The sequence below is a fragment of the Blastococcus sp. SYSU D00813 genome, from assembly GCF_054050735.1.
Genome location: NZ_JBJGZX010000002.1, coordinates 125552 through 149393, shown reverse-complemented (window position 1 = coordinate 149393; position 23842 = coordinate 125552). Strand labels below are relative to the sequence as shown.

The following is a 23842-nucleotide window of genomic DNA, read 5'->3' as shown; positions in this document are numbered from 1 at the left end:
TCACAGAACGGCGAAAGATTCTCAGTGCCAAGATGTTACTGCGAACACACCAGCACTACCCGTACGAGGAGGACCATGACCACGACCGACGCCGTCGGCACCCGCCCGCGGGACGCCGTCGACGAGATCATCGGCCAGTGGGGACGGGTCCGCCCGGGCCTCGACGTCTCGGCGATGCAGGTGTTCGGCCGCCTGCACCGCAGCTTCCTGCTGTACCGCTCCGCGATCGGCGAGCGCTTCGCCGAGGCGGGGGCGACCGAGCCCGGGTTCGACGTCCTCGCCGCGCTGCGCCGGTCCGGCCCCGAGCAGCGGCTGTCGGCCGGGGAGCTGGCCCGGCAGACGCTGGTGACCACCGGCGGGCTGACCCTGCGGGTGAAGCGGCTGGAGAAGGACGGCCTGGTGCGCCGCGAGCGCGACCCGGAGGACCACCGCATGGTCTACGTCTCGCTCACCGACGCCGGCCGGGAGCTGGTGGACCGCACCGCCGACCTGCACTTCCACAACATGGCCCGGATGCTCGAGGGGCTGAGCACCGAGGAGCGCGACGAGCTCGCGCGGCTGCTCGGCCGGCTGTTCGACTGCCTGCAGGAGGCCACCCCGGGCCTGGACCTCACCGAGGCGGCGGCCGCCGCCGAGCGCTGACCCCCGCCGGGCGCCGACCCGGCCCGGGACGCGACGAGATCTGCACGCTCGTCACCAGCAGGCGCTGATGGCGACGGGCGTGCAGATCTCGTCGAGGGGCGGCGGCGGTCAGGAGGAGGACGCGGCGCCCTTGATGCCCTGCGCCTCGACCTCGACCTTGAGGCCCGGGTCGACGAGCGCGGCGACGCCGATCAGCGTCGAGCAGGGGAAGTCGCCGGAGAAGACCTCCGACCGGGCCCGGCCGACGGCGACCTTGTCGTCGACGTCGGTGAGGTAGACGCGCAGCACCAGGATGTCGTCGACCGACGCGCCGCAGGCCTCGGTCAGCTCGCGCACCCGGCGGAAGGTCTCCTTCGCCTGCAGGTAGGCGTCGTCCCCGCCGACCGGCCCGTCCGGCCCGGAGGCGTGCATGCCGGAGAGGAAGAAGTGGTCGCCGTGCACCCGGGCGTTGCTGAACATCCCCGGCCGCGGCGGCTCCGGCACGCTCTCCGCGCCGACCCTCATGCCCGTCCCGTCCTCTCGTTGGCCTCGCGGACGAGGCGCTCGCGCGTCTGCAGGAAGTCGTAGGTGGGGTAGAAGTCGGTCCGGAAGACGCCCCACGCGCGGCGCTCCAGCTCGACGTTCACCGCCTGCAGCAGCCGGGGCGGCAGCCGCAGCGTGACGATCTGCCCCACGCCCATCGCGACCACCCAGGACACGACCTCGCAGCCCTCGGGCGGGAACCCGTTCCACCAGTCGACCGCGTCGAGCTTGTCCCGCTGCTGCACCAGGTCCTGCGACTGGTCGTGCCGCAGGAAGACCGTCAGCAGCATGGTCTCCTCGCCGGGGGCCCCGTCGGTCGACGGGGCCCCCGGCGTGGCCCCCTGCAGGGGCCCGCCGCGAGCCTGCGAGTGGTGGGGGGCAGGGGGTCCTTGATCAGGCATTCGCGGCGGCGACCAGCTGCGCGGCCTGCGCCTGGGCGTCGGCCCGGTACATCCGGCGGATCCGGGAGACGCCGAGGTCGTGCTGGTAGAGGTGCTCGTCGACGTCGGCGTCGGACGCCAGCGCCTCGAGCACGATCCGGTCCTGCTCGAGCACCTGCCAGTGCTTGGCCTCCAGGCGGGTGCGGTAGAGGAACCGCCACACCTCGCGCTCCCAGCCCTCCACCTTGCGGGTGCGCCAGTGGAAGATCGCCGAGTTGTGCTCGTCGATCGGGGTGGCCATGCCGACGATGCCGAACGTCCCGCCGGGCCCGGCGTTCTGGGCGTAGGGGATCTCCAGGTCGACGTAGTCCATCGAGCCGCGGCAGAACTCCACCCAGTCGAAGTTCACGCCGCGCTGGTCGGTCTTCTCGAAGAAGAAGCCGCGGTCGGTCTCCCGGATGCGGAAGCGGGCCGAGGTGTCCCCGCCGAACATGGAGTGCGAGTCGCGGTGCAGGAAGGCGCCGTGCATCGGGTCGAGCACGTTGTCCATGTAGAACCGCCACGGCCCGGCCCACTCGGCGAAGTTGGGGAACCAGGAGACGGCCGGGTCCTTGAGCCGGTCGGGCAGCACGAACTCGGTGGGCACCGAGTCCTCGGTCAGCGGCACGAACGCGAAGATCGTGTCGGCGGCCTCGACGACCGGCAGCGAGACCGTGGCCTTCTTGCCCTCCAGCGCGCAGCCGGGCATGCCGGGCACGCTGACCACGGTGCCGGTGCCGTCGACCTGGACGCCGTGGTAGCGGCAGGCCACCCGGTCGCCGAGGTGCTGGCCCACCGACAGCGGTGCGCTGCGGTGCGGGCAGCGGTCCTCGAGCATCGAGACGACGCCGGACGCGTTGCGGAAGAGCAGCCAGTCGACGCCCAGCCGGGTGACCTTCTTCATCTCGCCGGCGCCGACGAACCGCGACGGCAGGATCGGGTACCAGCGGTCGCGCAGGCCGGTGGCGGCGATCTCCTCCGCCGACAGGGTGCGGCGGGTGCCGACCACCTTGGGCGTCTTCACCGGCCGCGGGCGGGCCGGGGCGGCGGGCTTGGTGCTGATGTCGGTCATCTCAGTCTCCCAGTCGGCGCATCTCGGCGCGGAGCGAGTCGGCGGTCCAGGGGCCCCCGTCGGGGGCGTTGAGGCCCAGGCCGTTGAGGCCGTCGACCAGGCCGGGCAGGTCGTGCACGCCGCGCCCGAAGACCTCCATGATCGCGCCGGAGAGCTTCAGCTCGTACGGGCTGATGGGGTGCGGGTGCGTCTGGTGCTCTTCCAGGTACTGCTCAGGCATGCGCTTCCTCCCTGGCCTGGGGCACGAGGGACGACAGCCCCTCGGCGATGGACATGAACGCGGTGACCCACTCGGCGAAGGAGCGGGGGTTGCTGCGGTGCACCGGGGCGGCGGTGCCGTCGACGATCACCATCACGCCGTTGGTCACGCCGCCGGCCACCGTCTGCGCCTGCGAGGTGTCGGTGTCCGGCCGCGGCGCGGCGACCACCACGAGGGTCGGTGTCTGCACCTGGCGGAGCAGCTCCCAGTAGGCCGGGTCGGCCTCGTCGACCTCGGGGTCGGCGGCCAGCACGCTGACCACCAGCTCGGGGCGGCGGGCGGCCAGCAGCAGCGCCCGGGGCACCGCCGTCCCGGCGGCGAGCACGTGCACCGGCCCGCCGGCGGCGTCGCGGGCGATCGCCTCGCCGGCCTGGGCGAGCCACGCCGCGTCGTCGGGGTCCCCCTCGGGCCCCCACTCGACCGCGCCGAGCGCGTGCACCTGGTCGAGGAACCAGTCGGCGGGCTCACCGCCCGAGCGCAGGCACAGGACGCCGGCGGCCAGTTCGTCGGTCATGTCAGTGGCTCCCTTCCGGGGAGGGGACGTGCACCGGCGGGGTGAAGGCGCCGGGCACCGGGTCGAGGGCCGTCACGTCGACCTCCACGACGACCGGCCCGCGGACGGCGACGGCCTCCCGCAGCACGGCCTCGAAGCGGCCCGGGCCCTGCACCAGCCAGTACGGCATCGCCATGGAGGCGGCGAGCTTGCCGAAGTCGGGGGTGAACAGGTCGACGCCGGTGACGTCGAACCCGTTCGCCTGCTGCATGTTGCGCAGGACGCCGTACCCGCCGTCGTTGAACACCAGGACGACGACCCACGCGCCGGTGCCGGCCAGCGAGGCCAGCTCCCCGAGGTGGACGGCGAGGCCGCCGTCGCCGGCCATGACGACCGTGGGCGCCTCCGGCCGGCCGAGCGCCGCGCCGATGCCCATCGCCAGACCCTGGCCGATGCCGCCGCCGAGCGGGAAGACGTTGGACCGCCGGTCGTAGAACTCCAGCAGTCGGTTGCCCCACTGGCTGGAGGGGATGGTGACGTCGCGGGCGACGACCGACTCGCGCGGCAGCACCGTGCGCAGCCCGGCGCAGATCTCCCCGTAGCCGCCGATGTAGGCCGACAGGTCCGCGCGCACCTGCTCGCGCACCGCCGTCACCCGGTCGGTCCAGCCGGGCTCGGTCGCGACCGCCGGCAGCCGCTCGAGCAGGGCGGCGAGCACCGCGCGGGCGTCGCCGACCAGGCCGACCTCGGCGGGGTACACCCGGCCGACGGCGGCGGGGTCGACGTCGACCTGCACGTGCCGCTTGGGCAGCTCGAGGGCGTAGCTCTTGGTCTCGTTCGACCGGAAGTGGCTGCCGACGGTGAGCAGCAGGTCGGCGTCGGCGATCAGCGGGGCGACCGCGGGGGTGCTGGCGAAGTTGCCGATCACCAGCGGGTCGTCCTCGGGGACGATCGCCCGCCCGGAGTTGCTGGTCAGCACGCCGGCGCCGAGGCGGTGCGCGAGCTCGGCCAGCTCCGCCGGCGCGCCGGCCGCGCCGCCGCCGACCCACAGCAGCGGGCGGTGCGCGGCGGCCAGCAGCGCGGCCGCGGCGTCGAGCGCGTCGTCGTCGGGCTGCGGCGCGGGCGCCGGCGCGGCGGTGGCGGGCTGCTGGGTGGCCGGGTCGGCGAGGTACTGCAGGTCGGAGGGCCACTCGACGCTGGCCGGGCCGCCGGGGGTGGAGAGGATCGCCGCGACCGCCTCCTCGAGCGTGGCCTCGGCGCGGTCGGCCGACGGCACGGTCGCGGCGAAGGCGGAGACCGCCTCGAGCATCTTCCGCTGGCCGGGGAACTCGTGGATGACCCCGCGCGCGGAACCGGGGGCGGCCGGGTCGTAGTGCTCGGAGTCGATCTGGCCCGTGATGTGCAGGACCCGGCTGCCCGCGGTGAGCGCCTCGATCATCGATCCGGCGGCGTTGCCGGCTCCGGTGCCGGTGCTGGTGATGGCGACGCCGATGCCGCCGGTGGCGCGGGCGTAGCCGTCGGCGGCGTTGACCACCGCGGCCTCGTGGCGCATCTCGACGAAGCGCAGCTCGCGGGCCACCGCCTCGACCAGCGGCAGGTTGTGCACGCTGATCACGCCGAAGGCGGTGTCGATGCCGTGCCGCTTCATGACGGCGACGAGGACGTCACCGCCGGTGGCCCGGCGTCCGTTGCTGGTCATGGGGTCCTCACTTCAGAGGTAGCGGGCGACGCCGCCGCCGACGTCGACGGTGGTGCCGGTGCAGTAGGAGGACAGGGGCGAGAGCAGGGTGACGATCGGGAACGCGACCTCCTCGGCGCGGCCGAACCGGCCGAGCGCGATGCCGCGGTCGGCGGCGATCTCGGCGCTCCACTCCTCGTAGCTCTGCCCCGTCCCGGAGGCCTCGTAGCGGCGCCGCCACTGGCCGGTGTCGACCAGCCCGAGGGCGACCGAGTTGACCCGGATCCCCTCCGGGCCGAGCTCGGCCGACAAGGTGCGGGTCAGGTTGAGCAGCGCCGCGCGGGCCGCCGAGGTGATCGCCAGCCGCGACTCCGGCTGCTTGGCCAGGATCGCGTTGACGTTGACCACCGAGGCGGCGTCGGAGGCGGCCAGGTGCGGCCGGGCGGCGCGGATGACGTTCCACGCGCCGAACACCTTGAGGTCGAGCTCCTCGCGGATCTGCTCGTCGGTGGTGTCGGAGATGGGCGCCATCAGCGAGCGGCCGGCGTTGCAGACGACGCCGTCCACCCCGCCGAACACCTCGACGCCCTCGGCGACCATCGCCTCGACCGAGGCGCGGTCGACGACGTCGCAGGCGACCGCGTGCACCTTGCCCGGCCCGGGCAGCGCGCCGACGCCGGCCTGGAGGCGCTCGAGGTCGCGGGCGGAGGCCACGACCGAGGCGCCCTCGCCGACGAGCATGCGCGTGGTGGCCAGGCCGACGCCGGAGCTCGCCCCGGTGACGACGACCGTGCGGCCGTTCAGCTGGAGGTCCATGTCGAGGCTCCCTACTGCACCATCGTGAAGCCGCCGTCGACCGCGACGACCTGGCCGGTGACGTAGCCGGCCCGGTCGGACAGCAGGTAGGCGACGAGGTCGGCGACGTCCTGCGGGGTCTGCTCGCGCGGGAGCACCCGGTTGTCGGCGTACAGCTGGAACCGGTGGTCGGGCACGGTCTCGGTCGCCTCGACCCGGATCAGGCCGGGGGCGACGGCGTTGACGCGGACGCCGTGCGGGCCGGCATCGCGGGCCATCGTGCGGGTCATCGCCATGACCGCGCCCTTGGAGCCGACGTAGTGCACCAGCCGCGGTGAGCCGTAGATCGCGGTGTCGGAGGCGACGTTCACGATCGCGCCGGCGCCCTTCTCCAGCATCTGTGGCACGAGCCGGGCCGCGACCTGCCAGGTGCCCAGGGCGTTGACGGTCATGATCCGGCGGAAGGCCTCGATGTCGAGCTCCCAGAACGCGTCACCGCCCACGCCGTCGGCCAGCGCGGCGTTGTTGACCAGCGCGTCGACGCCGCCGAGCGACTCGGTGCACTCGGCGAGCGCCGCCACCGAGTGCGGGTCGGCGATGTCGACGGTCAGCGCGGTCACCTCGGCGCCGCCGGCGCGCAGCTCGGCGGCGGTCTGCTCGAGCAGCTCGCCGCGGATGTCGCCGAGGACCAGCCTGTCGCCCTGCGCGGCGAGGGTCTCGGCGATCACCCGGCCCAGCCCGCGGGCCGCGCCGGTGACCACGCTGAGGCGGCTCACGGTGCGCTCTCCCAGAACTCGAGCACCGCGGCGGCCACCTCGGCGGGCTTCTCGGTCAGCGCCGCGTGCCCGGCGCCGGGGACGACGACGAACCGGGCACCGGGGATGCGCTCGGCCAGCAGCCGGGACTCCGCGACGCCGGTGACGACGTCGTGCTCCCCCACCAGCACCAGCGTGGGGACGGCGATCGCCGGCAGCAGCGCCTCCGTGTCGGTGGCGGCCATGAACTCCGCGGCGGCGGCGTAGCCGGGCAGCCGCACCGCGGCCATCTCGGCACGCACCGCCCCGGCCACCTCCGGGTCGCAGCCGGGCGCGACCAGCCGCGGCGCGCGGGCGGCGGCGAACGCGCGCGGCCCCTGCTCGGCCAGGTCGGCGGCCCGCGCCCGCATGGCGGCTGCCTTCTCCGGGCTCGTGCCCGACCCGCGGGTGGAGTCGGCGAGCACCAGCGTGCGCACCCGCTCGGGGTGCCGCGCGGCCACGAGCGTGGCGATCACGCCGCCCCACGAGGTGCCGAACAGGTCGACGCGGTCCAGCCCCAGCTCGTCGAGCAGGGCCACGAACCGGCCGGGGAGGTCGTGGGCGGCCGCCGGCTCCGGGTCGGCCGACTCCCCGTAGCCGGGGGCGTCCCACGCCAGCGCCCGGGCGCCGGCGGCGGCCAGCAGCCCGGCCACCCCCGCGCAGGAGGCCGCGCTGCCGCCGATGCCGTGCAGCAGGAGGACCGGGCGGCCGCTCCCCTCGTCGGTGACGGCGAGCCCCCCGGCCAGGCGGGTGCGGGCGGGTGCGGTCACGTCAGGCCTCGACCCCGACCCCGATGCCCGCGCCGTTGTCGGCCGAGACGGGGAGGAAGTACTCGGGCTTGGCGTCGACCAGCCCGCGCGCGCCGGCGTCGGGGATGCCGGCCATCGCCGAGCGGACCGAGGTGGTGGGCGGGCCGGCGGTGCGCCACTGGTCGGACAGCTCCGGGGTGCGCCGCCAGGTGCGGCACAGCCAGGAGTCCTCGTCGACCTGGATGACCTCGGAGGTGTACTCGCAGACCAGCTGGGCCGGGTCGGTGTAGTAGGAGAACGTGTTGTCGCCGGGCCCGTGCCGGCCCGGGCCCCACTGCGGGGTCACGCCGTGCACCTTGAGGCTGCCGATGCCGCGCATGAAGTGGTCGACCGACGCCATCTCGTAGGCGACGTGGTTGATCGACGTCCACGGCGCCTGGTTGAAGGCGATGACGTGGTGCTCGGGGTTGCACCGCAGGAACGACATCTGGTGCTCCGACCAGTCGGAGATCCGCATGCCCAGCACCTGGCAGTAGAAGGCGGTGGCCCGGTCGATGTCGACGGTGTTGAGGACGACGTGCGCGAGCTTCTTCGGCAGCGCCGCGTACCCGCCCTGGTCCTGGCGGACGACGGCGTGCACGTCGGCGGCGAGCTCGACGACGCGGCCCTCGGGGTCGACCAGGGCCAGGCCGTAGCCGCCGGCGGCGTCGTCGTAGGGGCCGGGCTCGCGCAGCAGCGGGATGCCGAGGTCGGTCAGCCGACGGGCGGCGTCGTCGATCTCGCGGCGGGTGCCGACGGCGAAGCTGACCCCGCCGAGGCTGTTCTGCTCGGTCTTCTGCAGCTCGAGCACGTGGTGCTCCTCGCCGGTGCCGCGCAGCCAGAAGCGGCCGGCGCCGTCGTCGGCGTCGCTGACCCCCAGGCCCCAGGCCTCGCTGTAGAAGTCCCGCGACGTCGCCGGGTCGGGCACCCCGAGGGTGACCGAGCGCAGGGCCATCAGCCGGACGACGGGCTGGTCGGCGTAGTGCACGCGGTGGTCGCTCATGAGGTCTCCTGGGGTGTCTTCGGGACTTTCGCGCGCGAAAGTGCGGGGGTTGGGGGACTTTCGCGCGCGAAAGGCTCCCCCCGTGCGTCAGAGGTCGAGGACGAGCTCGCGGGAGCGGCAGCGCGAGACGCAGACCATCATCGTCCCGGCCGCCTCGTGCTCCTCCGGGCTCATGAGGAAGTCGCGGTGGTCGACGTCGCCGCTGATGACGCCGGTCTCGCAGGTGCCGCAGATGCCCTCGGTGCAGGACGAGTCGACCGGCACCCCGGCGTCCTCCAGGGCCTGCAGCACCGAGACGTCGGGACCGACCGGGATCCGCTCGCCGGTGGACTGCAGGACCACCTCGAACGCCTCGTCGGTCTCGCCCTCGGGGACGACCCGCTCGGGCGCCTTGAACCGCTCGAGCCGCAGCAGCGAGGGGTCCTCCATGGCCTCGGCCACGGCGTCCATCAGCGGGGTGGGGCCGCAGCAGTAGACGAGGGTGCGCGGGTCCTGGCTGTGCAGGATCGCCTTGAGGTCGGGGTAGCGCCCGTTCTCGTCGTCGACGTGCACGTGCACCCGCTCGCGCGGCAGCGCCTCGACGTCGCGCAGGAACGCCATCGTCTGCCGGCTGCGGCCGGTGTAGAGCATCGCCCAGTCCGCGCCGCGGGCCTGCAGCTCGCGGGCCATGGTGATGATCGGGGTGATCCCGATGCCGCCGGCGATGAGGAAGTGCTTGGGCGCGTCCTCGAGGTGGAAGGCGTTGCGCGGGCCGTCGACCTGCACGTGCGCGCCGACCGAGAGGGCGTCGTGCACGCAGGCGCTGCCGCCGCGCGAGTCCGGCGTCCGCAGCACCGCGACGGTCCACCGGGTCGAGTCCGAGGGGTCCGAGCACAGCGAGTACTCGCGCACCAGCCCGTTGGGCAGGTGCAGGGCCAGGTGGGCACCCGGCTTCCAGGTGGGCAGGGCGCCGCCCGCGGGGTCGACCAGCGTCACGCTCGTGATGCCGTCGGCCTCGTAGGTCTTCTGCTGGACGCGCAGCGTGTGCCGCCCGTCCTCGCCCGCGAGGTTCCTCTCCATGCCCGGACTCCCCAGACTCGATGTGGTGCGGCAGGCCTCGGCCGCGGTGGTGCCGTGCGCGTCAGCGCTTGACGCCGTACATCTCCGACGACGGCGGGTAGGTCGGCAGCTGCGGCTTCGGGGCGCCGATGACGACGCAGAACAGCGCGTCGGTGTCGCCGACGTTCTTCAGCGAGCGCGGCACGCCGGCCGGCACGCGGATGAGGTCGCGGTAGCCCAGGACCCGGGTCGCCTTCTTGGTGCCGTCCTCGACGTCGTGGACGGAGACCTCCAGCTTGCCCTCGAGGACGTAGAAGACCTCCTCGACGTCGTGGTGGGTGTGCTCGGGGCCCACGGCGCCGACGGGCAGCTTCATGTTGGAGAACGTGAAGTGCTCGGGCTTGAGGGTGCGGCTGTCGGCCGAGTGGTCGCCGGTGGCGCCGGAGCCGATGTAGCGGATCTGCGCGCGCCGGAAGCGGTCGCCGCCCTGGGAGGCCTGGAAGCCGAGGGCGTCCCAGTCCTCGTAGCGGCTCTCGGCGCTGGCGATGCAGGAGTCGATGAGCGACTCGAGGTCGGCGCCCGTGGCCGGGGCCGTCTGCTCGGTGGTGGTCTGCTCGGTGGTCACTGCGGTTCTCCTCCGGTGTGTCGGGACGGTGCGGGTCAGTGGGCGCGACCGCGGTGGGCGATCGCCTCGATCTCGACGGTGGCCCCGTAGGGCAGGCCCGCCACCTCGACGAAGCTGCGCGCCGGCCGCGGCTCGGCGAACACCCGCTGGTAGTGGGCGTTGGCCTCGGCGCGCAGGCTGAGGTCGGTGACGAAGTACGTCGTCTTCACGACGTCGGCCAGGTCGAAGCCGACGGTCTCCAGCCGCTCGGTGAGCCGGGCGGTGGCGGCCTCGATCGCCTCGGTGCGTCCGCGGACGGCGACGCCGTCGGCGTCCACCGACAGCGCGCCGGAGACGAAGGCCAGGTCGCCCACGGCGAACGCCGGGCTGTACGGGTGCGCGCCGCTGATCTGCGTGCTCGTGCTCATCGCTCGAACCCTCCCGGGGCGCCCCACGGGATCGGGCGTCCGCTGACGTCGACGTAGACGGACTTCTGGTGCATGTACGAGCGGATCCCGTCACGGCCCTTCTCCAGGCCGATGCCGCTCTCCTTGAGCCCGGTGAACGGGGTGGAGATGCTGAACTGCTTGTAGGTGTTCACCCAGACCGTGCCGGCCTTGACCGCGCGGGCCACCCGCCAGGCGCGCGGGAAGTCGCGGGTCCAGACGCCGGCGGCCAGGCCGAAGACGGTGTCGTTGGCCTGCGCCACGAGGTCGTCCTCGTCGTCGAAGGTCAGCAGCACGGCGACCGGGCCGAAGACCTCCTCCTGGCAGATGCGGGCGTCGTTGGTGACGCCGGTGAGGATCGTCGGCAGGTAGTAGGCGCCGTCGGCCAGCTCCCCGGCCTCGGGCACGCGGCCGCCGGTGAGGACGGTGGCGCCGGCGGCGACGGCGTCGTCGACCATCCGCGCCACGCCGTCCCGGTGGGAGTGGGTGATCATCGGCGCGACGTGCGTGCGCGGGTCGTCGCCGGGACCGACGACGAGCCGCTCGGTGGCCGCGACCAGCCGGGCGGTGAACTCCTCGGCGATCTCGCGGTGCACGAAGACGCGGGAGCCGGCGATGCAGCTCTGCCCGGTGGAGCTGAAGATCCCGTAGACCACGCCGGCGACCGCCTGGTCGAGGTCGGCATCGGGGAAGACCATCGTCGGGGACTTGCCGCCCAGCTCCAGGGTGACCGGCATGACCTTGCGGGCGGCGACCTCGCCGAGGTGCTTGCCGGTCGTCGTCCCGCCGGTGAAGCTGATCTTGGAGATGCCCGGGTGGGCCACCAGGGCCTCGCCCACGGTGCGGCCGGCGCCGGGCAGGACCGAGAGCAGCCCGGCGGGCAGGCCCGCCTCCTCGGCGAGCCGGGCGAGGTGCAGCGTCACCCACGGCGCCCAGACCGGGGGCTTGGAGACGACGGCGTTGCCGGCGGCCAGCGCGGGGGCGATCTTCTGCGCGTCGCTGGCGATCGGGGAGTTCCACGGGGTGATGGCGCCGACGACGCCCATCGGCTCCCACGTGGCGAAGGTGAGGTACTCGCCGCGGGAGGGGGTGATGTCCCCGACCATGGTCTCCAGGGTCGCGGCCATGTAGCGGAAGGTGTTGGCCGCGCTGAGGGCCAGCGCCCGGGTCTCGGCGCGGGTCTTGCCGGTGTCGAGCGTCTGCAGCGCCGAGATGGTGTCGGCGTCGCGCTCGACGGCCTCGCCGATGCGGTGGAGGACGCGGGCGCGCTCGTGCGGCAGCATCGCCGTCCACCCCGACTCCTCGGCCGCCCGGAGGCCGCCGCGGACGGCGCGGTCGACGTCCTCGACCGTGGCCGCGTGCAGCGTCGCGAAGACCTTGCCGGTGGCCGGGTCGACCGACTCGATGAGCTCGCCGCTCCCCCGCTGCCAGCGGCCGGCGACCGGGATCTCGTCGCGCAGCGACGCCTGCAGGTCGTCGGCGGCCGGCGACCGCCCGGCGGGCGCGTTGGGCAGGTCCCGCTCCAGGTCCAGGTCGGTCATGGTGGTTCCTCCGGGGAGTCGGCCCCTCTGAGGGCTCATCTTCTTAGCGCTCAGAGATCTAGGGACGAGGGTAGGAGTGGCCCCCGCCACGGTCAAGAGGCAGGGGCCGACTGCCCTAGGCGATCAGCGGTGGGCGGGCGGTCAGGCCGCTGAGGGTGCGCAGGATCGAGTACGGCACGACCGCGCTGGTGCGCGGGTTGTCCGGGCTCGGGCGGTTCTGCACCTCGAAGGCGTAGGAGCCCTGCGGCCCCGACGCCTCGATGCGGTGCGTGGTGAGGTCGGCCGCGGGGTCGGCGTGCAGCTCCACGCGGACGACGTCGGGGTCCCCGACGGCCAGCGCCAGGGCGGCGGCCACGTTGAGCGACTGGGGGAACAGCCGTGCCGCCTCCGCCGGGGTGCCGGCGAAGACGAGCACGTCGCCCGTGGCGTCCCGCACCCGGGCGGCCTCGGCCTCGTCCATCCAGGGCTGCACCAGCGCGACCGGCTTCTTGGTCGTGCGCAGCACGGCCCGGTCCAGCCCGCCCACGGCGGCCGCCGAGGCGAGCAGGTCCAGCCCGCCCAGCGCCCCGTGGGTGCACCGGAGCCGGCCGGGGCCGAGCTCGCCGAGCCGGCCGGCCAGCCGCGGGTCGAGCAGGCCGGCCACCGAGCTGACCACGAGGTCGCGGCCGGCCGACAGCACCGGCTCGGCCGCCTCGACCAGCGCGGCGGGCCCGGCGCACTCGACGACGACGTCGGCGGCCTGGACCGCCTCGGCCAGCGGCAGCCGGGGGACCGGGAGCTCCTCGGCCGGCGAGCGGGTGACGACGCACGCCAGGTGCGCGCCGTCCACCGCCCCGGCGAGGAGCTCCCGGGCGACCACCCGCCCGATGGCGCCGTGGCCCAGCAGGGCCACCCGGAGCCCGGGGACGCCGGACGGACCGGCGGCCCCGTGCGCGCGGGAGGCGTTCTCGGCGCGGGTGGTCATCGGTGGGGTCAGCCCTCGGCGACGAAGGTGTCGTCGGCCGGGTCGTAGCCCTCCTCGAGCAGGCCCTGCTCGACCAGGATGTCGGTGACCTCCTGGATGCGCTCGACGTCGGTCTCGGTCAGGAACTCGGGCATCGCGATCTCCGCCGCGACCTCCGGGGAGACCTGCGCGATGGTCGGCAGCCACTCACGCCACTCGGCCTCCTTCGCCATGATGTCCTCGCCGGCGGCGTACATCGCACGGGCGAAGGCGGCGACCGTGTTCGGGTTGGACTCGATGAACTGGTCGCTGGCGATGAAGTTCGACACCGCCAGGCCGTCGTTCGGGCCCTCCTCGGCGGTCAGGTCGACGATCTCGCGCATGCCCGCGGCCAGCGCGGCCGAGGAGAACGGCTCGGGCGAGTAGCCGACGTCGATCGAGCCGGCCTGGACGCCCGAGAGCATCTCGGGGAAGGGCACCTCGACGAACGTCGGCTCGACGTCGTCCAGGCCCTCCTCGTTGAGCAGGTTCCGCAGCGTCACGTCACCGATGTTGTTGGTGGCGTTGATGCCGATCGTGGCGCCGTCCAGGTCCTCGAGGGTCTGGATGTCGGAGTCGGGGGTGACGTAGACCGACAGGCCACCGGCGCCGAGGGCGCTGGTGAGGACGACGGTCTGGATCGGCAGCCCGCTCTGCGCCGCGATCGAGGTGGAGATCGTGTTGGAGAAGCTCATGTCGAGCTCACCGGTGGCCACGTTCTGCGCGGCCTGCGGGCCGCCCTGGACCGGCTCGAGGGTGACCGTGAGGCCCTCCTCCTCGAAGAAGCCGTTCTCCTGCGCCCAGTACAGGGCGGAGTAGTCGGCCAGCGGGAGGGCGCCGACCGTGACCTCGGTGGTCTCGAGCTCGCCGTCGGCCGAGCCGCCGCCGCCCGAGCCGCTGTCGCTGCCGCCGTCGTCGTCCCCGCCGCAGGCGGCCAGACCCAGCATGGCGAACGCGGTCGCACCCGCCACGACCCCACGGAACCTCATCGAATACCTCCGAGCTCAGATGCTGAGCACTCAATCGTCTGGACGGACGTGACCGGGTGGTCACGCCGGTTGGTGCAGGTGGTGCGCCGGGTCGCCGTCCGTGTCGACCCGGGGGCCGTGCGCGTCCGGTCAGGCGGCGCCGTGCGCCGCCGCCTCCTTGCTGCGCAGCAGCCGGGTCACGTGCCCGCGGATCTCGACGAAGCGCGGGTCGGTCTTGGTGGCGATGTGGTCGCGCGGCCGGGGCAGGTCGACGTCGATGACCTCGGCGACGACGCTCGGCGGCGACGACAGCACGATGATCCGGTCGGCGAGGTACACGCTCTCGTCGATGTCGTGGGTGACCACGAGGACCGTGATGCCGAGCTCGGCCTGGATCCGCATGAGCAGGTCCTCGAGGTCGGCGCGGGTCTGCGCGTCGACCGAGGCGTAGGGCTCGTCCATCAGCAGCAGCTTCGGGTGGCTGGCCAGGGCGCGGGCGATGGCCACGCGCTGCTGCATGCCGCCGGACATCTGCCAGGGGTAGAGCTTCTCCTTGCCGGAGAGCCCGACCTCCTCGATGGCGAAGCGCACGCGCTCGGCCCGCTCCTTGGCCGGCAGGTGCTTGATCGGGAAGGCGACGTTCTTGTCCACCCGCATCCAGGGGAACAGCGAGCGGGAGTAGTCCTGGAAGACCATCGCCAGGCCCTCGGGGACGCCCTTGACCGGGGTGCCCTCGAACTCGACGCGGCCGGCGGTGGGCTCGTCGAGGCCGGAGATGATCCGCAGCAGCGTCGACTTGCCGCAGCCGGAGGGGCCGACGATGACGCTGATCTTCGAGGCCGGGACCTCGGCGCTGATGCTGCGGACGGCGAGGTTGTCGCCGTAGCTGCGGGAGACGCCGTCGAGCAGGAGCTCGGCGCTGGTGGCGGCGGAGGTCCGGGGTGCGGACGCGCTGGTCTCAGTCATTCTGCTGGGTCGCTCCTCGGTGCCAGGCGAGCACGCGTCGCTCGATTGCCAGGAAGATGGTGTTGAACAGGACGCCGAGGATCACCAGGACGATCAGGACCGCCCAGAAGCCGGCGTAGTCGAAGGTGCGCTGGGACTGGATGAGCAGGTAGCCCAGCCCGTTCTCGGACTTCTGCAGCTCCGAGATGATCATCAGGATCAGCGAGAACGACAGCGACGTCCGGATGCCGGCGAAGATCTTCGGCGAGGCGCCGGGCAGGACGATGTGGAACAGCACGTCGCGGCCCGGGATGCGGAAGACCTGCGCGGCCTGCGCCCGGGCCTGACCGATCGAGCTGACGCCGTCGATGGTGTTGAGCAGGATCGGCCAGACGACGCTGAAGGCGATCAGGAAGACCTTCGGCGAGTCGCCGGTGCCGAACAGGAAGAAGAAGACGCCGAGCAGCGCCGGGCTCGGCAGCGAGCGCCCGAGGTGGATCAGCGGCTGGAACAGCGCGGTGAGCACCGGCGAGATGCCGAGCAGCACGCCGACGACGACGCCGACGACGACCGCGATGCCCAGGCCGGCCAGCGCCCGGCCCACGCTCGGGAAGAGGTGGTCGAAGGTGGCGTCGCCGAGGAAGAACCGGGAGGCGTCGCCGGAGAGGAACTCCTCGACGAAGCGCTCGAAGGAGGTGACCGGGTCCTTGACGAAGAGGCCGGAGCGCTCCCCCTGCGAGACCAGGTACCAGGCGCCGAGGATGCCGGCCGGGACGACGAGCCGGAGGAGGACGGTGACCGGCCACGGGAAGCCCGTCCGCACCTTCCTCCGCGGCGGCGCCGGGACCGCGGCGCGCTCCTCGACGGCCTCGGACTCCGGCGCGCTGAGCGGGACGTGCACCTCCGCGCCCTGCTGGATCGTCACGACTCCCCCTCGCCGGCGCTCGGGAGCGTCGCGACCGACGCCACTGTGCCCTCGGGTGATCTCGCGAGCTCGATCACTGAGCCAGCCCCTTCTTCCAGCCGAAGACGACGTCGTCGACCTTGGCCATGAGCAGGTTCACCGCGACGCCCAGGACGCCGGCCACGAGCGTCGCCGCGTAGACGAGGTCCAGGTCGGTCGCGTTGGCGGTGTTGGTGAGGATGTAGCCGCCGATGCCGTCGCCGGCGCCGATGAGCAGCTCGGCGCTCACGGCGACCAGCAGGCCGATCGAGGCGGCGATCCGGACGCCGGTGAAGGCGAACGGCAGCGCGCTGGGGATCTTGACCTTCCGGAGGACGGCGAGGCTGCCGTTGCCGAACGTCCTCGCCGTCATCACCGCGGTCGTGTCCGTGCTCCGGACGCCGTACATGGTGTTGAGCAGGATCGGCCAGACGCACGACAGCGCCACGGTGAGCGCCAGCGGCAGCATCCCCTGGCCGATGAGCAGCACCAGGATCGGGCCGACGGCCACCGAGGGCAGCACGCGGAACGCCTCGACCGGCCACTCGAAGGCGATGAACAGGCTGCGGAAGGCGCCCATCAGCCCCCCGAGCAGGACGCCGGCACCCGTGGCGATCGCCAGGCCGAGCATCCACTCGCCGAGGGTGAACAGGACGGCGTCCCAGAACGTCTCGTCCGGTAGCAGGTCGCGGACGCCGGTGATGACACCGCTGGGCAGCGGGAGGCCGGCCACGTCGAGCAGACCGGAGCGGATCAGGCCTTCCCAGACCAGCCCGACGCCGATGACGCCCACCACACCGAGGACGGCCTGCGACCGGCCGCTGAGCGGCTCGTGCAGCAGCTTCACCCGGATCTCCCCTCCTGCGACCGTGGGCCCCGAGTGGGCCGGGCCACATCCGTCGACTGATGGTCGCCGGGGGTTCTGCGAGCCGTCAATAGATGAGCGCAAAGATTCTTGGCAATTAACCGACATGCAACAGGACGCGTCCTGCGCGTGACTCAGCGCACCGCCGGTGGCACGAAGTGCCTGTTCGAGGCGGACTCCCCGGTCCGGTCCACGAGCCCCCAGCCGCCCGCGACCACGAGCGCCGACCCCAGGGCGATCAGCGGGGCCCCGGGCACTCCGAGGGCCATGAGCAGGCCTCCGGCGAGCGCCGGCGGCAGCCAGACGAGAGCGGGGATCCGCCGTGCGGGACGTCCGCGCCGGCGGCGGGCGGCCTCCACCCAGAAGGGGACGGCGATCGGCGGGGCGACGCCCGCCAGCAGCGACAGCCAGTCGACGAGCCCGCGGTGGAAGCCCAGGACGCCGAGGCCCAGGCCCAGCACGGTGATCACGGCGGTCGCCACGCGGGGGCGCGCGCCGGTGAAGGTCTTCAGCGCCAGCCCGCCGGAGTAGGCCGCGGCGATGGCGGGTGCGACGACGGCCGTGACCACCAGCAGGTCGCCCACCGGCACCTCGCCCAGGCGCATGGCGGCGACCGCGGCGAGGGTGGCGTCGCCGCCGGTGTCCGCGGACAGGTGCAGCGCCGCGCCGACGAGCACCAGCCCGAGCGCGGGCAGCACGAGGGCGGCGACGCAGGCGAGCAACCCGGCACGGTGCGCCAGCCCGGCGGTGAAGTCCGGGGAGCGCAGCATGAAGACGGCGACGTAGCCGACGAACGCGCCGAGCAGCACGACGGCCGACGAGCCCGCCCCGGCGGCGGAGGTGACCGGCGACTGCACGCGGTCGACGCCGAGGAGCAGCAGCGGGGCGGCCACCAGCGTCAGCAGCGTCGTCCCCACCGCGACCCGGTTCCAGTAGCGGACGTCGCTGAGGGCCAGCGCCCCGACGCCGAGGCCGAGGCCGAGCACGCACGCCGCGGCGGGCACGCCGAGGACGCGTCCCAGCGACTCCCCGCCGATGCCGAGGCTGAAGCCGACCCAGCCGACCATCCCCGCGGCGACGAGCAGGCCGACCGCCGTCCGGGCCGGCGGGGCGAGGTAGCCGCGGCTCAGCTCGGCGAAGGTCTGCCCGGAGCCGATCGGCGGCCGCAGCCCCAGCCGGCCGTGCAGCGCGAGCAGCACGGCCATGAGGACGACGGCCGGCACGACCCAGGGCAGCGGCAGCGCCCCGCCGCCGTCGGCGAGCTGGGCGCCGAGCACGAGCGCGCCCGGCGAGCTGCCGATCGCCAGCCACCCGCCGACGTACCGCGTCCAGCGGACCGGCGCGTCGCCATCGGTGACCACGGACGCAACTTAGCGCTCAGGGACTTTGCGGCAAGACGCTTCTTCGGGTTCGGGGGACGGCGCGGGCCCGCGCTCGCCCCCGCCGTCCCGGCGGGTGGAGGTGGGGAGGTGCGCCACGCCCGGCCAGTACTGCCCTGCCGGCCGGGGCGAGCCACGGGTCTCGAGCATTGACCCACTGTCGGCCGCTCGGCCGGCGGAGGTGGCCGCTCCCGGCCAACGCCCTCGGCTCGACGGCACCACTGCTCGAGTGCCTCAGCTCCTCGGGGGTGCATCAGAGCGGGGCGCTCCAGGCGTCGTAGCCGTAGACCCAGTCGGCGTTGCCGGCCACGCGCAACCAGTCGTTGCCGCGGGAGCCGATCTGCACGTCGGCGGTGCGGGGGCGGCGGGCGGCCTCGTAGGCCTGCAGGGCCGCGGCGGCGTCGCCGGGCTCGTGCGCGCCCAGCGCCCGGGCGAGGACGACGGCGTCCTCGATCGCCATGCCGGCGCCCTGCGCCATGAACGGCATCATCGGGTGGCAGGCGTCGCCGAGCAGGGTCCGCGTGCCGGCCGACCAGCGCGGCAGCGGGTCGCGGACGTAGAGGGCCGACTTCAGCACCGAGTCGCAGGCGTCGAGCAGCGCGCGGGCCTCGGGGTGGAAGGCGGCGTAGGCGCGGCGCAGCTCCTCGACGTCGCCGGGCGAGGTCCACGACTCCTCGCGCCAGGAGTCCTGCGGCCGGGTGGCGAACACGAACACGTCCTCGCCGCGGTTGAGCGGGAAGGTGACGATCTGGGTCGCCGCGTCGGGGCCCCACCACTTGGTGAAGGCACCCAGGTTCGGCACGCCGGCCAGCCGGTCGGCGGGGACGACGGCGCGGTAGGCGACCACCCCGGTGAACTCCGGCTGCTCCGGGCCGAGGAGCGCCTCGCGGACGACGGAGTGGATGCCGTCGGCGCCGACCAGCACGTCGACGGTCGTGGCGCTGCCGTCGGCGAACTCGAGCGCGGTCCGGTCGCCGTCCTCCCCGACGGCCGACAGGGTGCAGCCGAGCCGCAGCACGTCGGCCGGCAGCGCCGGAACGAGCGCGTCGAGCAGGTCGGCGCGGTGGATGGTCAGCTGCGGGGAGCCGTAGCGCTCCTCGGCCGCGGCGCCCATCTCCAGTCGGGAGGTCTCCTCGCCGGTGTCCCAGGTTCGGCTGATCCGGTGCGACGGGCGGGCGGCGGTCTGCCGCAGCCGCTCGCCCACGCCGGCGCCGAGCCCGTCGAGCGCCGCGACGGCGTTGGGCGTCAGGTTGATGTCGGCACCGACCCGGCCGAGGCGGGCGGCCTGCTCGAAGACGACGACCTCCCGGCCGAGCTGCCGCAGCGCGATGGCCGCGACCATCCCGCCCACGCCGCCGCCGACGATCCCGATCCGCTGCTGCCCGCCCATGGCGTCTCCCTGCCTTCCTCCCGCGGCCCGGCCGCGCGAAGATGTGTAAGTCCCTACATTGTTAGCGCTTATATGTCTTTGCGGCAAGGGACCGGAGGAGGAGACGTGACGGAGCCCGACGAGGTCGACGCGGTGGTGGCGAGCTGGGCGGCCGCGCGCCCGGACGTCGACGCGGCGAGCATCGGCGTCTTCGGCCGGATCGCCCGCCTGGACCTGATGCGCCGGGCCGCCGTCCGCCGGCTGCACGAGCGGCACGGGCTGACCTCGGCCGCCTTCGACCTCCTGTCGCAGCTGCGCCGCGCCGGCCCGCCGCACCGGCGCACGACCGGGGAACTGGCCGAGGCGACCCTGCTGACCTCGGCCGCGACCACGCTGCGGATCGACCGGCTGGAGGCCGAGGGGCTGGTCCGCCGCGTGCGGTCGGACGAGGACCGGCGGGTGGTCTACGCCGAGCTGACTCCGGCCGGGCTGGCGCGGATCGACGCCGTGTTCGAGGAGCACATCGCCCTGGAGGACCGGCTGCTGGCGGGCCTGGACGCGGCCGGGCGCGCGCAGCTGGCGGACCTGCTGCGCTCCCTCACCCACTCCGTCGCCGGAGCCGGCACCCGGACCCCCTGACGGTGCCGGGAAGAGCCTCACGAGGCGGGTGACAGGGTGGCGGCGTGCTCGACGACGACGTCCTCGCCGCTCGCGTCCGCGGTGTGCTCGAGGTGCCGCTGCACCGCTGGCTCGGCCTGCAGCTCGCCGACCCGGCCGATCCCCGCGCGGGCGTCGTCCTCCCCGTCGGGCCGCAGGCGCTGAACAACGCGGCGGTGCTGCACGGCGGGCTGGTCTCGGCGCTGCTCGACGTCACGGCCTACCTCCGGCTGCTGCCCGAGCTGGCCGCCGGGGAGAACGCCGTCACCCACGACGCGACGTCGTCCCTGCTGCGGCCGGTGGCCGAGGGCGCGCGGGTGCACCTGCACGCCGAGGTGGTGCGGCGCGGGCGCACGCTGGTCTTCCTGCGCTCGGAGGCCCAGGTCGACGGCCGCACCGTCGCCTTCGGCCAGGTCACCAAGTCCGTCGTCCCGGCCCCCTGACGACGAGATCTGCACACTCGTGCCTTTCCGCGGCGGGAAAGCCTCGAGTGTGCAGATCTCGTCGCGCGCGGGGCAGATCAGTCGCGGGCGACCAGCACCGGCACCTCCTCGGCCGGCCGCGGCGCGGGGACGGCGACCGGGGCGGCGTCGGAGTGCTCGAGCCGCGGCAGCCAGCGCAGCCAGCTCGGCAGGTACCAGTTGCGGTCACCCAGCAGCTGCATGACCGCCGGCACCAGCACCGCCCGCACCACCGTGGCGTCGAGCAGCACCGCGATCGCCAGCCCCAGCCCGATCTGCTTCATCGACGTGAGCGACAGCGTCACGAAGGTGAGGAAGACGAACACCATGATCACCGCGGCGCTGGTGACCACCCCGGCCGAGGAGGTGATGCCGTTCGCGACCGCCGTGCGGGTGGGCAGGCCACGGTCGTGGCCCTCGCGGATCCGCCCGAGGATGAAGACGTGGTAGTCCATCGACAGGCCGAACAGGATCACGAAGAGGAACAGCGGGATCCAGTTCACGATGCCGCCGGTCCGGTCCAGGCCGATGAGGTCGGCGCCCCAGCCCTCCTGGAAGACCAGCACCATCGCGCCGTACGCGGCGGCCACGCTCAGCAGGTTGAGCACGATGGCGGTGAGCGCGATCGTCACCGAGCGGAACGAGACCAGCAGCAGCACGAAGGCCAGCACGAGGACGAAGGCGAACACCCACGGCGTCCGGTCGGCCATGAGCTCGTCGAAGGCCACCGAGTCGGCGGTGCCGCCGCTGACCACGGCCGTGACGCCGTCCACCGCGCCGAGCGTGCCGGGCACCAGGTCGTCCTCGAGGGTGGCCAGCGCGTCGCGTGAGGCCTGCTCCTCGCCGTCCCCCACGAGCGGGACGCTGACCACGGCGACGGTGCCGGCCTCGTTGGTCTCGACCTCGATCGGGTCGTTCATCTGCCCGCTGGCCAGCGCCTGCTCGCGGAGGTCGGCGATGGCCGCCTGCACCTCCGGTGCCGCGACGTCGTCCGCCTCGACGACCACCTGCGCCGGCGACGGGCCGCCGGGGAACGCCTCGCTGATGCGGTTGTAGGTCTGGATGACGGCGAGGTCCTGCGGCAGGTCGGTGACGCTCTCGTTGCGCAGGTCCATCGACAGCGCCGGGACGGCGAGGGCCACCAGTGCCGAGCCGGCGACGAGCCCGGCGACCAGTGGACGGCGCAGCACGACGCCGAGCACCGCGGGCCAGAACCGGCCGGGGCGGGCCTCCCGGCGGCGCCGGGCGAAGGGCAGCCGGCCCTTCTCCACCCGGTCGCCGAGCCAGGCCATCATCGCCGGGAGCACGGTGAGCGAGCCGGCCACCGAGATGGCGACGACGAGGATGGTCGCCGAGGCGACGCCGGTGAAGGCGGAGAACCCGGTGATGAACATGCCGGCCATCGCGACGACGACGGTGATGCCGGAGATCAGCACCGACCGGCCGGAGGTGGCGGCGGCGATGTCGAGCGCGTCGACCGGGCCGGCGCCCCTGGCTCGCTCCTCCCGCTCGCGCTTGAGGTAGAAGAGCGAGTAGTCGACGCCGACCGCCAGGCCGATGAGCAGCATCACGATCTGCGCGCTCTGGTCGACGTGCCAGATCTGGCTGGTGAGGCTGAGCAGGCCCAGCGCACCGACGAACGCCGTCAGCGCGAAGACCAGCGGCAGCACCGCCGCGACGAGTGCACCGAAGGTCAGCAGCAGGACGGCCAGCGTGATCGGGATCGACAGCAGCTCGGCGCGCTGGAAGTCGCGGTCGAGGGTGTCGCCCAGCGCGAGCTCGGCGCTGGTGTCGCCGAACTGCTCGACGCGGACGTCGCCGTGGTCGGCCGCGACCGCCGCGACCGCCGCCTGGATCGGCTCGATGCGCTCGTCGGCGGTCTCCGGGTCCCCGGCGACGTCGAGGGTGACCAGCGCCGAGCGGCCGTCCTCGGAGATCAGCGGCGCGCCGTCGAGCGGGCTCACGACGTTGGTCGCCTCGGGGGTGGCGCGCAGCGTGGCCACGAGGTCGGTGAGCGCCGCGGTCACGGCGGCCTGGGGGACGTCGGCGTCGCGCTGCACGAGGACCATCTCCGACGCCGGCTCCTCCCAGCCGTTGTCGTCGAGGATCTGCCGGGCCTGGGCGGGGGCGCCCAGGCTCTGCTCGGCCGCGGTCAGCTCGCCCTGCGGCACGAGGGTGCTGACGGCGAGGGCGGCCAGCACGAAGGCCAGCCAGCCGAGGATCGCGGCCTTGCGGTGCCGGGCGCTCCACCGCCCGACCCGCCCGGCGAGGTTGCCGCTTCGCTGCATGGCTCGTCTCCTGTCTGGGGTGCGGATGTCCGCAGCCGAATCTGCTGGTCCTGACCGCGCGGACCCATCCCGCCAGCTGGCGGAGGGGGTGTCGGGCCAGCCCGACCCCGGGTGTCCGCGGTGCGGACGAAGCCTCTCGGCGGCGCGAGGCGCGGCCCATCGGGGAGCGCCCCCATCCGTCCCGGGTTCCCGGCTCGGGGGACTCCCTGGGGCGGCGGGTCCGCGGGGCCGCCGCGCTGCGGAGGGCCGTCGTGCCACCCGGCGGCGACCGGTGCACCCCGTCCGGCCGCGCGGAACCGGCGGTGGGGGGTCCACGCGGGGGCTGTTGCGCCTCGTGGCTGCTCAAGCGGATGGAGGCGCTGCAGCTGGTCACCCCGCCGCCGCGACACCGCCGACGAGCGCAGGGTCTACGTCGAGCTCACCGAGGCCGGCCGGGCGCTGGAGCGTCCCACCTGCGACGTGTCGGCGGTGATGCTCGACGTCCTGCAGATGAGCGCCGAGGAGATCGCCGGGCTCAAGCAGCAGCTGGAGACGATCGTCGCGCGCACCAGCTGACCAGCCCGACGCCGGCTGCCGGGACAGGAACGGCGCGCCTCCCCCGTCGGGGATGCGCGCCGTTCCTGCTGTCTCAACCAGACGTGCACCCGAAGGGACTCGAACCCCTAACCTTCTGATCCGTAGTCAGATGCTCTATCCGTTGAGCTACGGGTGCGTGTGTTCAGTTGTCGTGCGCGGAGGCTCCGGGATTTGAACCCGGGATGGGGGTTAACCCAAACCGCATTAGCAGTGCGGCGCCATAGACCGGACTAGGCGAAGCCTCCCGGGGTCCGAGTCCCCCCGGAACCACCGCGGAAGAGACTACCAGCGCCCGGAGCGTCCCCCGGCCCGGGG

General features: G+C 73.8%; 25 protein-coding genes and 2 tRNA genes. 3 read left to right on the top strand and 24 right to left on the bottom strand.

The window, feature by feature from the left end; all coding sequences use genetic code 11:
• The first annotated feature begins 75 nt into the window (after nucleotides 1-75).
• Nucleotides 76-642, top strand: coding sequence for a MarR family winged helix-turn-helix transcriptional regulator (locus ACI8AX_RS02145; protein WP_456548138.1), 567 nt, complete (start codon nucleotides 76-78; stop codon nucleotides 640-642).
• A 108-nt stretch (nucleotides 643-750) separates the two neighbouring features.
• Here the strand turns inward: ACI8AX_RS02145 and ACI8AX_RS02140 are convergent, their stop codons facing one another.
• From ACI8AX_RS02140 to ACI8AX_RS02040, 21 genes are all read right to left on the bottom strand, one after another.
• Nucleotides 751-1146 carry a RidA family protein gene (locus ACI8AX_RS02140; protein ID WP_456548137.1) on the bottom strand — a complete coding sequence of 132 codons (396 nt, stop codon included), beginning with the start codon at nucleotides 1144-1146 and terminating at the stop codon, nucleotides 751-753.
• Complete coding sequence (locus tag ACI8AX_RS02135; RefSeq protein WP_456548136.1) at nucleotides 1143-1454, bottom strand: hypothetical protein; 312 nt, start codon at nucleotides 1452-1454, stop codon at nucleotides 1143-1145. Before ACI8AX_RS02135 ends, ACI8AX_RS02140 begins: the two co-directional genes overlap by 4 nt.
• A 103-nt stretch (nucleotides 1455-1557) precedes the next feature.
• Nucleotides 1558-2655: a Rieske 2Fe-2S domain-containing protein gene (locus ACI8AX_RS02130; RefSeq protein WP_456548135.1), complete on the bottom strand. Its 1098-nt coding sequence runs from the start codon at nucleotides 2653-2655 to the stop codon at nucleotides 1558-1560.
• 1 nt (nucleotide 2656) lies between these two features.
• Nucleotides 2657-2875, bottom strand: coding sequence for a recombinase-like helix-turn-helix domain-containing protein (locus ACI8AX_RS02125; protein WP_409331171.1), 219 nt, complete (start codon nucleotides 2873-2875; stop codon nucleotides 2657-2659).
• Nucleotides 2868-3428 (bottom strand): alpha/beta fold hydrolase, encoded by a 561-nt coding sequence (locus ACI8AX_RS02120; protein WP_456548134.1) that lies wholly within the window; start codon nucleotides 3426-3428, stop codon nucleotides 2868-2870. Before ACI8AX_RS02120 ends, ACI8AX_RS02125 begins: the two co-directional genes overlap by 8 nt.
• A 1-nt stretch (nucleotide 3429) precedes the next feature.
• On the bottom strand, nucleotides 3430-5106 hold the full coding sequence (locus ACI8AX_RS02115; protein ID WP_456548133.1) for a thiamine pyrophosphate-binding protein: 1677 nt from the start codon (nucleotides 5104-5106) through the stop codon (nucleotides 3430-3432).
• Nucleotides 5107-5118: 12 nt separating this feature from the next.
• Nucleotides 5119-5901 carry an SDR family oxidoreductase gene (locus tag ACI8AX_RS02110; protein WP_456548132.1) on the bottom strand — a complete coding sequence of 261 codons (783 nt, stop codon included), beginning with the start codon at nucleotides 5899-5901 and terminating at the stop codon, nucleotides 5119-5121.
• 11 nt (nucleotides 5902-5912) lie between these two features.
• Nucleotides 5913-6656 (bottom strand): SDR family oxidoreductase, encoded by a 744-nt coding sequence (locus tag ACI8AX_RS02105; protein ID WP_456548131.1) that lies wholly within the window; start codon nucleotides 6654-6656, stop codon nucleotides 5913-5915.
• A complete protein-coding gene (locus ACI8AX_RS02100; protein ID WP_456548130.1) occupies nucleotides 6653-7444 on the bottom strand; it encodes an alpha/beta fold hydrolase in 792 nt (263 codons plus the stop codon). The genes ACI8AX_RS02105 and ACI8AX_RS02100 overlap by 4 nt, the downstream gene beginning before the upstream one ends.
• Nucleotide 7445: 1 nt before the next feature.
• Nucleotides 7446-8465 (bottom strand): VOC family protein, encoded by a 1020-nt coding sequence (locus tag ACI8AX_RS02095; protein WP_456548129.1) that lies wholly within the window; start codon nucleotides 8463-8465, stop codon nucleotides 7446-7448.
• Nucleotides 8466-8552: 87 nt separating this feature from the next.
• Nucleotides 8553-9524: a PDR/VanB family oxidoreductase gene (locus ACI8AX_RS02090; RefSeq protein WP_456548128.1), complete on the bottom strand. Its 972-nt coding sequence runs from the start codon at nucleotides 9522-9524 to the stop codon at nucleotides 8553-8555.
• 61 nt (nucleotides 9525-9585) lie between these two features.
• The gene (locus ACI8AX_RS02085) at nucleotides 9586-10128 is read right to left on the bottom strand and encodes a cupin domain-containing protein (RefSeq protein ID WP_456548127.1); all 543 of its coding nucleotides are present in this window, start codon (nucleotides 10126-10128) and stop codon (nucleotides 9586-9588) included.
• A 35-nt stretch (nucleotides 10129-10163) separates the two neighbouring features.
• Nucleotides 10164-10535, bottom strand: coding sequence for a RidA family protein (locus tag ACI8AX_RS02080; protein WP_456548126.1), 372 nt, complete (start codon nucleotides 10533-10535; stop codon nucleotides 10164-10166).
• On the bottom strand, nucleotides 10532-12094 hold the full coding sequence (locus tag ACI8AX_RS02075; RefSeq protein ID WP_456548125.1) for an aldehyde dehydrogenase: 1563 nt from the start codon (nucleotides 12092-12094) through the stop codon (nucleotides 10532-10534). The genes ACI8AX_RS02080 and ACI8AX_RS02075 overlap by 4 nt, the downstream gene beginning before the upstream one ends.
• A 115-nt stretch (nucleotides 12095-12209) precedes the next feature.
• Entirely contained in the window at nucleotides 12210-13058 is an 849-nt protein-coding gene (locus ACI8AX_RS02070) for an aspartate dehydrogenase domain-containing protein (protein WP_456548124.1), read from the bottom strand.
• Nucleotides 13059-13066: 8 nt separating this feature from the next.
• A complete protein-coding gene (locus tag ACI8AX_RS02065) occupies nucleotides 13067-14065 on the bottom strand; it encodes an ABC transporter substrate-binding protein (RefSeq protein WP_456548123.1) in 999 nt (332 codons plus the stop codon).
• A 129-nt stretch (nucleotides 14066-14194) separates the two neighbouring features.
• Entirely contained in the window at nucleotides 14195-15010 is an 816-nt protein-coding gene (locus ACI8AX_RS02060; protein WP_456548122.1) for an ABC transporter ATP-binding protein, read from the bottom strand.
• Complete coding sequence (locus tag ACI8AX_RS02055) at nucleotides 15003-15914, bottom strand: ABC transporter permease (RefSeq protein ID WP_456548121.1); 912 nt, start codon at nucleotides 15912-15914, stop codon at nucleotides 15003-15005. The genes ACI8AX_RS02060 and ACI8AX_RS02055 overlap by 8 nt, the downstream gene beginning before the upstream one ends.
• Before the next feature lie 73 nt (nucleotides 15915-15987).
• Nucleotides 15988-16779, bottom strand: coding sequence for an ABC transporter permease (locus tag ACI8AX_RS02050; RefSeq protein ID WP_456548120.1), 792 nt, complete (start codon nucleotides 16777-16779; stop codon nucleotides 15988-15990).
• Nucleotides 16780-16931: 152 nt separating this feature from the next.
• Nucleotides 16932-18158 (bottom strand): hypothetical protein, encoded by a 1227-nt coding sequence (locus tag ACI8AX_RS02045; protein ID WP_456548119.1) that lies wholly within the window; start codon nucleotides 18156-18158, stop codon nucleotides 16932-16934.
• Nucleotides 18159-18429: 271 nt separating this feature from the next.
• Complete coding sequence (locus ACI8AX_RS02040; RefSeq protein ID WP_456548118.1) at nucleotides 18430-19566, bottom strand: FAD-dependent monooxygenase; 1137 nt, start codon at nucleotides 19564-19566, stop codon at nucleotides 18430-18432.
• A 105-nt stretch (nucleotides 19567-19671) separates the two neighbouring features.
• On the opposite strand from ACI8AX_RS02040, the gene ACI8AX_RS02035 reads away from it, so the two are divergent.
• Nucleotides 19672-20184, top strand: a complete 513-nt coding sequence (locus ACI8AX_RS02035) for a MarR family winged helix-turn-helix transcriptional regulator (protein ID WP_456548117.1) — start codon at nucleotides 19672-19674, stop codon at nucleotides 20182-20184.
• Nucleotides 20185-20228: 44 nt separating this feature from the next.
• A complete protein-coding gene (locus ACI8AX_RS02030) occupies nucleotides 20229-20645 on the top strand; it encodes a PaaI family thioesterase (RefSeq protein ID WP_456548116.1) in 417 nt (138 codons plus the stop codon).
• Between the two features lie 77 nt (nucleotides 20646-20722).
• Here the strand turns inward: ACI8AX_RS02030 and ACI8AX_RS02025 are convergent, their stop codons facing one another.
• The 3 genes from ACI8AX_RS02025 to ACI8AX_RS02015 form a co-directional block, all read right to left on the bottom strand.
• Complete coding sequence (locus ACI8AX_RS02025; RefSeq protein ID WP_456548115.1) at nucleotides 20723-22951, bottom strand: MMPL family transporter; 2229 nt, start codon at nucleotides 22949-22951, stop codon at nucleotides 20723-20725.
• A gap of 639 nt (nucleotides 22952-23590) precedes the next feature.
• Nucleotides 23591-23663 (bottom strand) — tRNA-Arg (locus tag ACI8AX_RS02020).
• Nucleotides 23664-23683: 20 nt separating this feature from the next.
• Nucleotides 23684-23772: transfer RNA gene (locus ACI8AX_RS02015), tRNA-Ser, on the bottom strand.
• Between the last annotated feature and the right edge of the window lie 70 nt (nucleotides 23773-23842).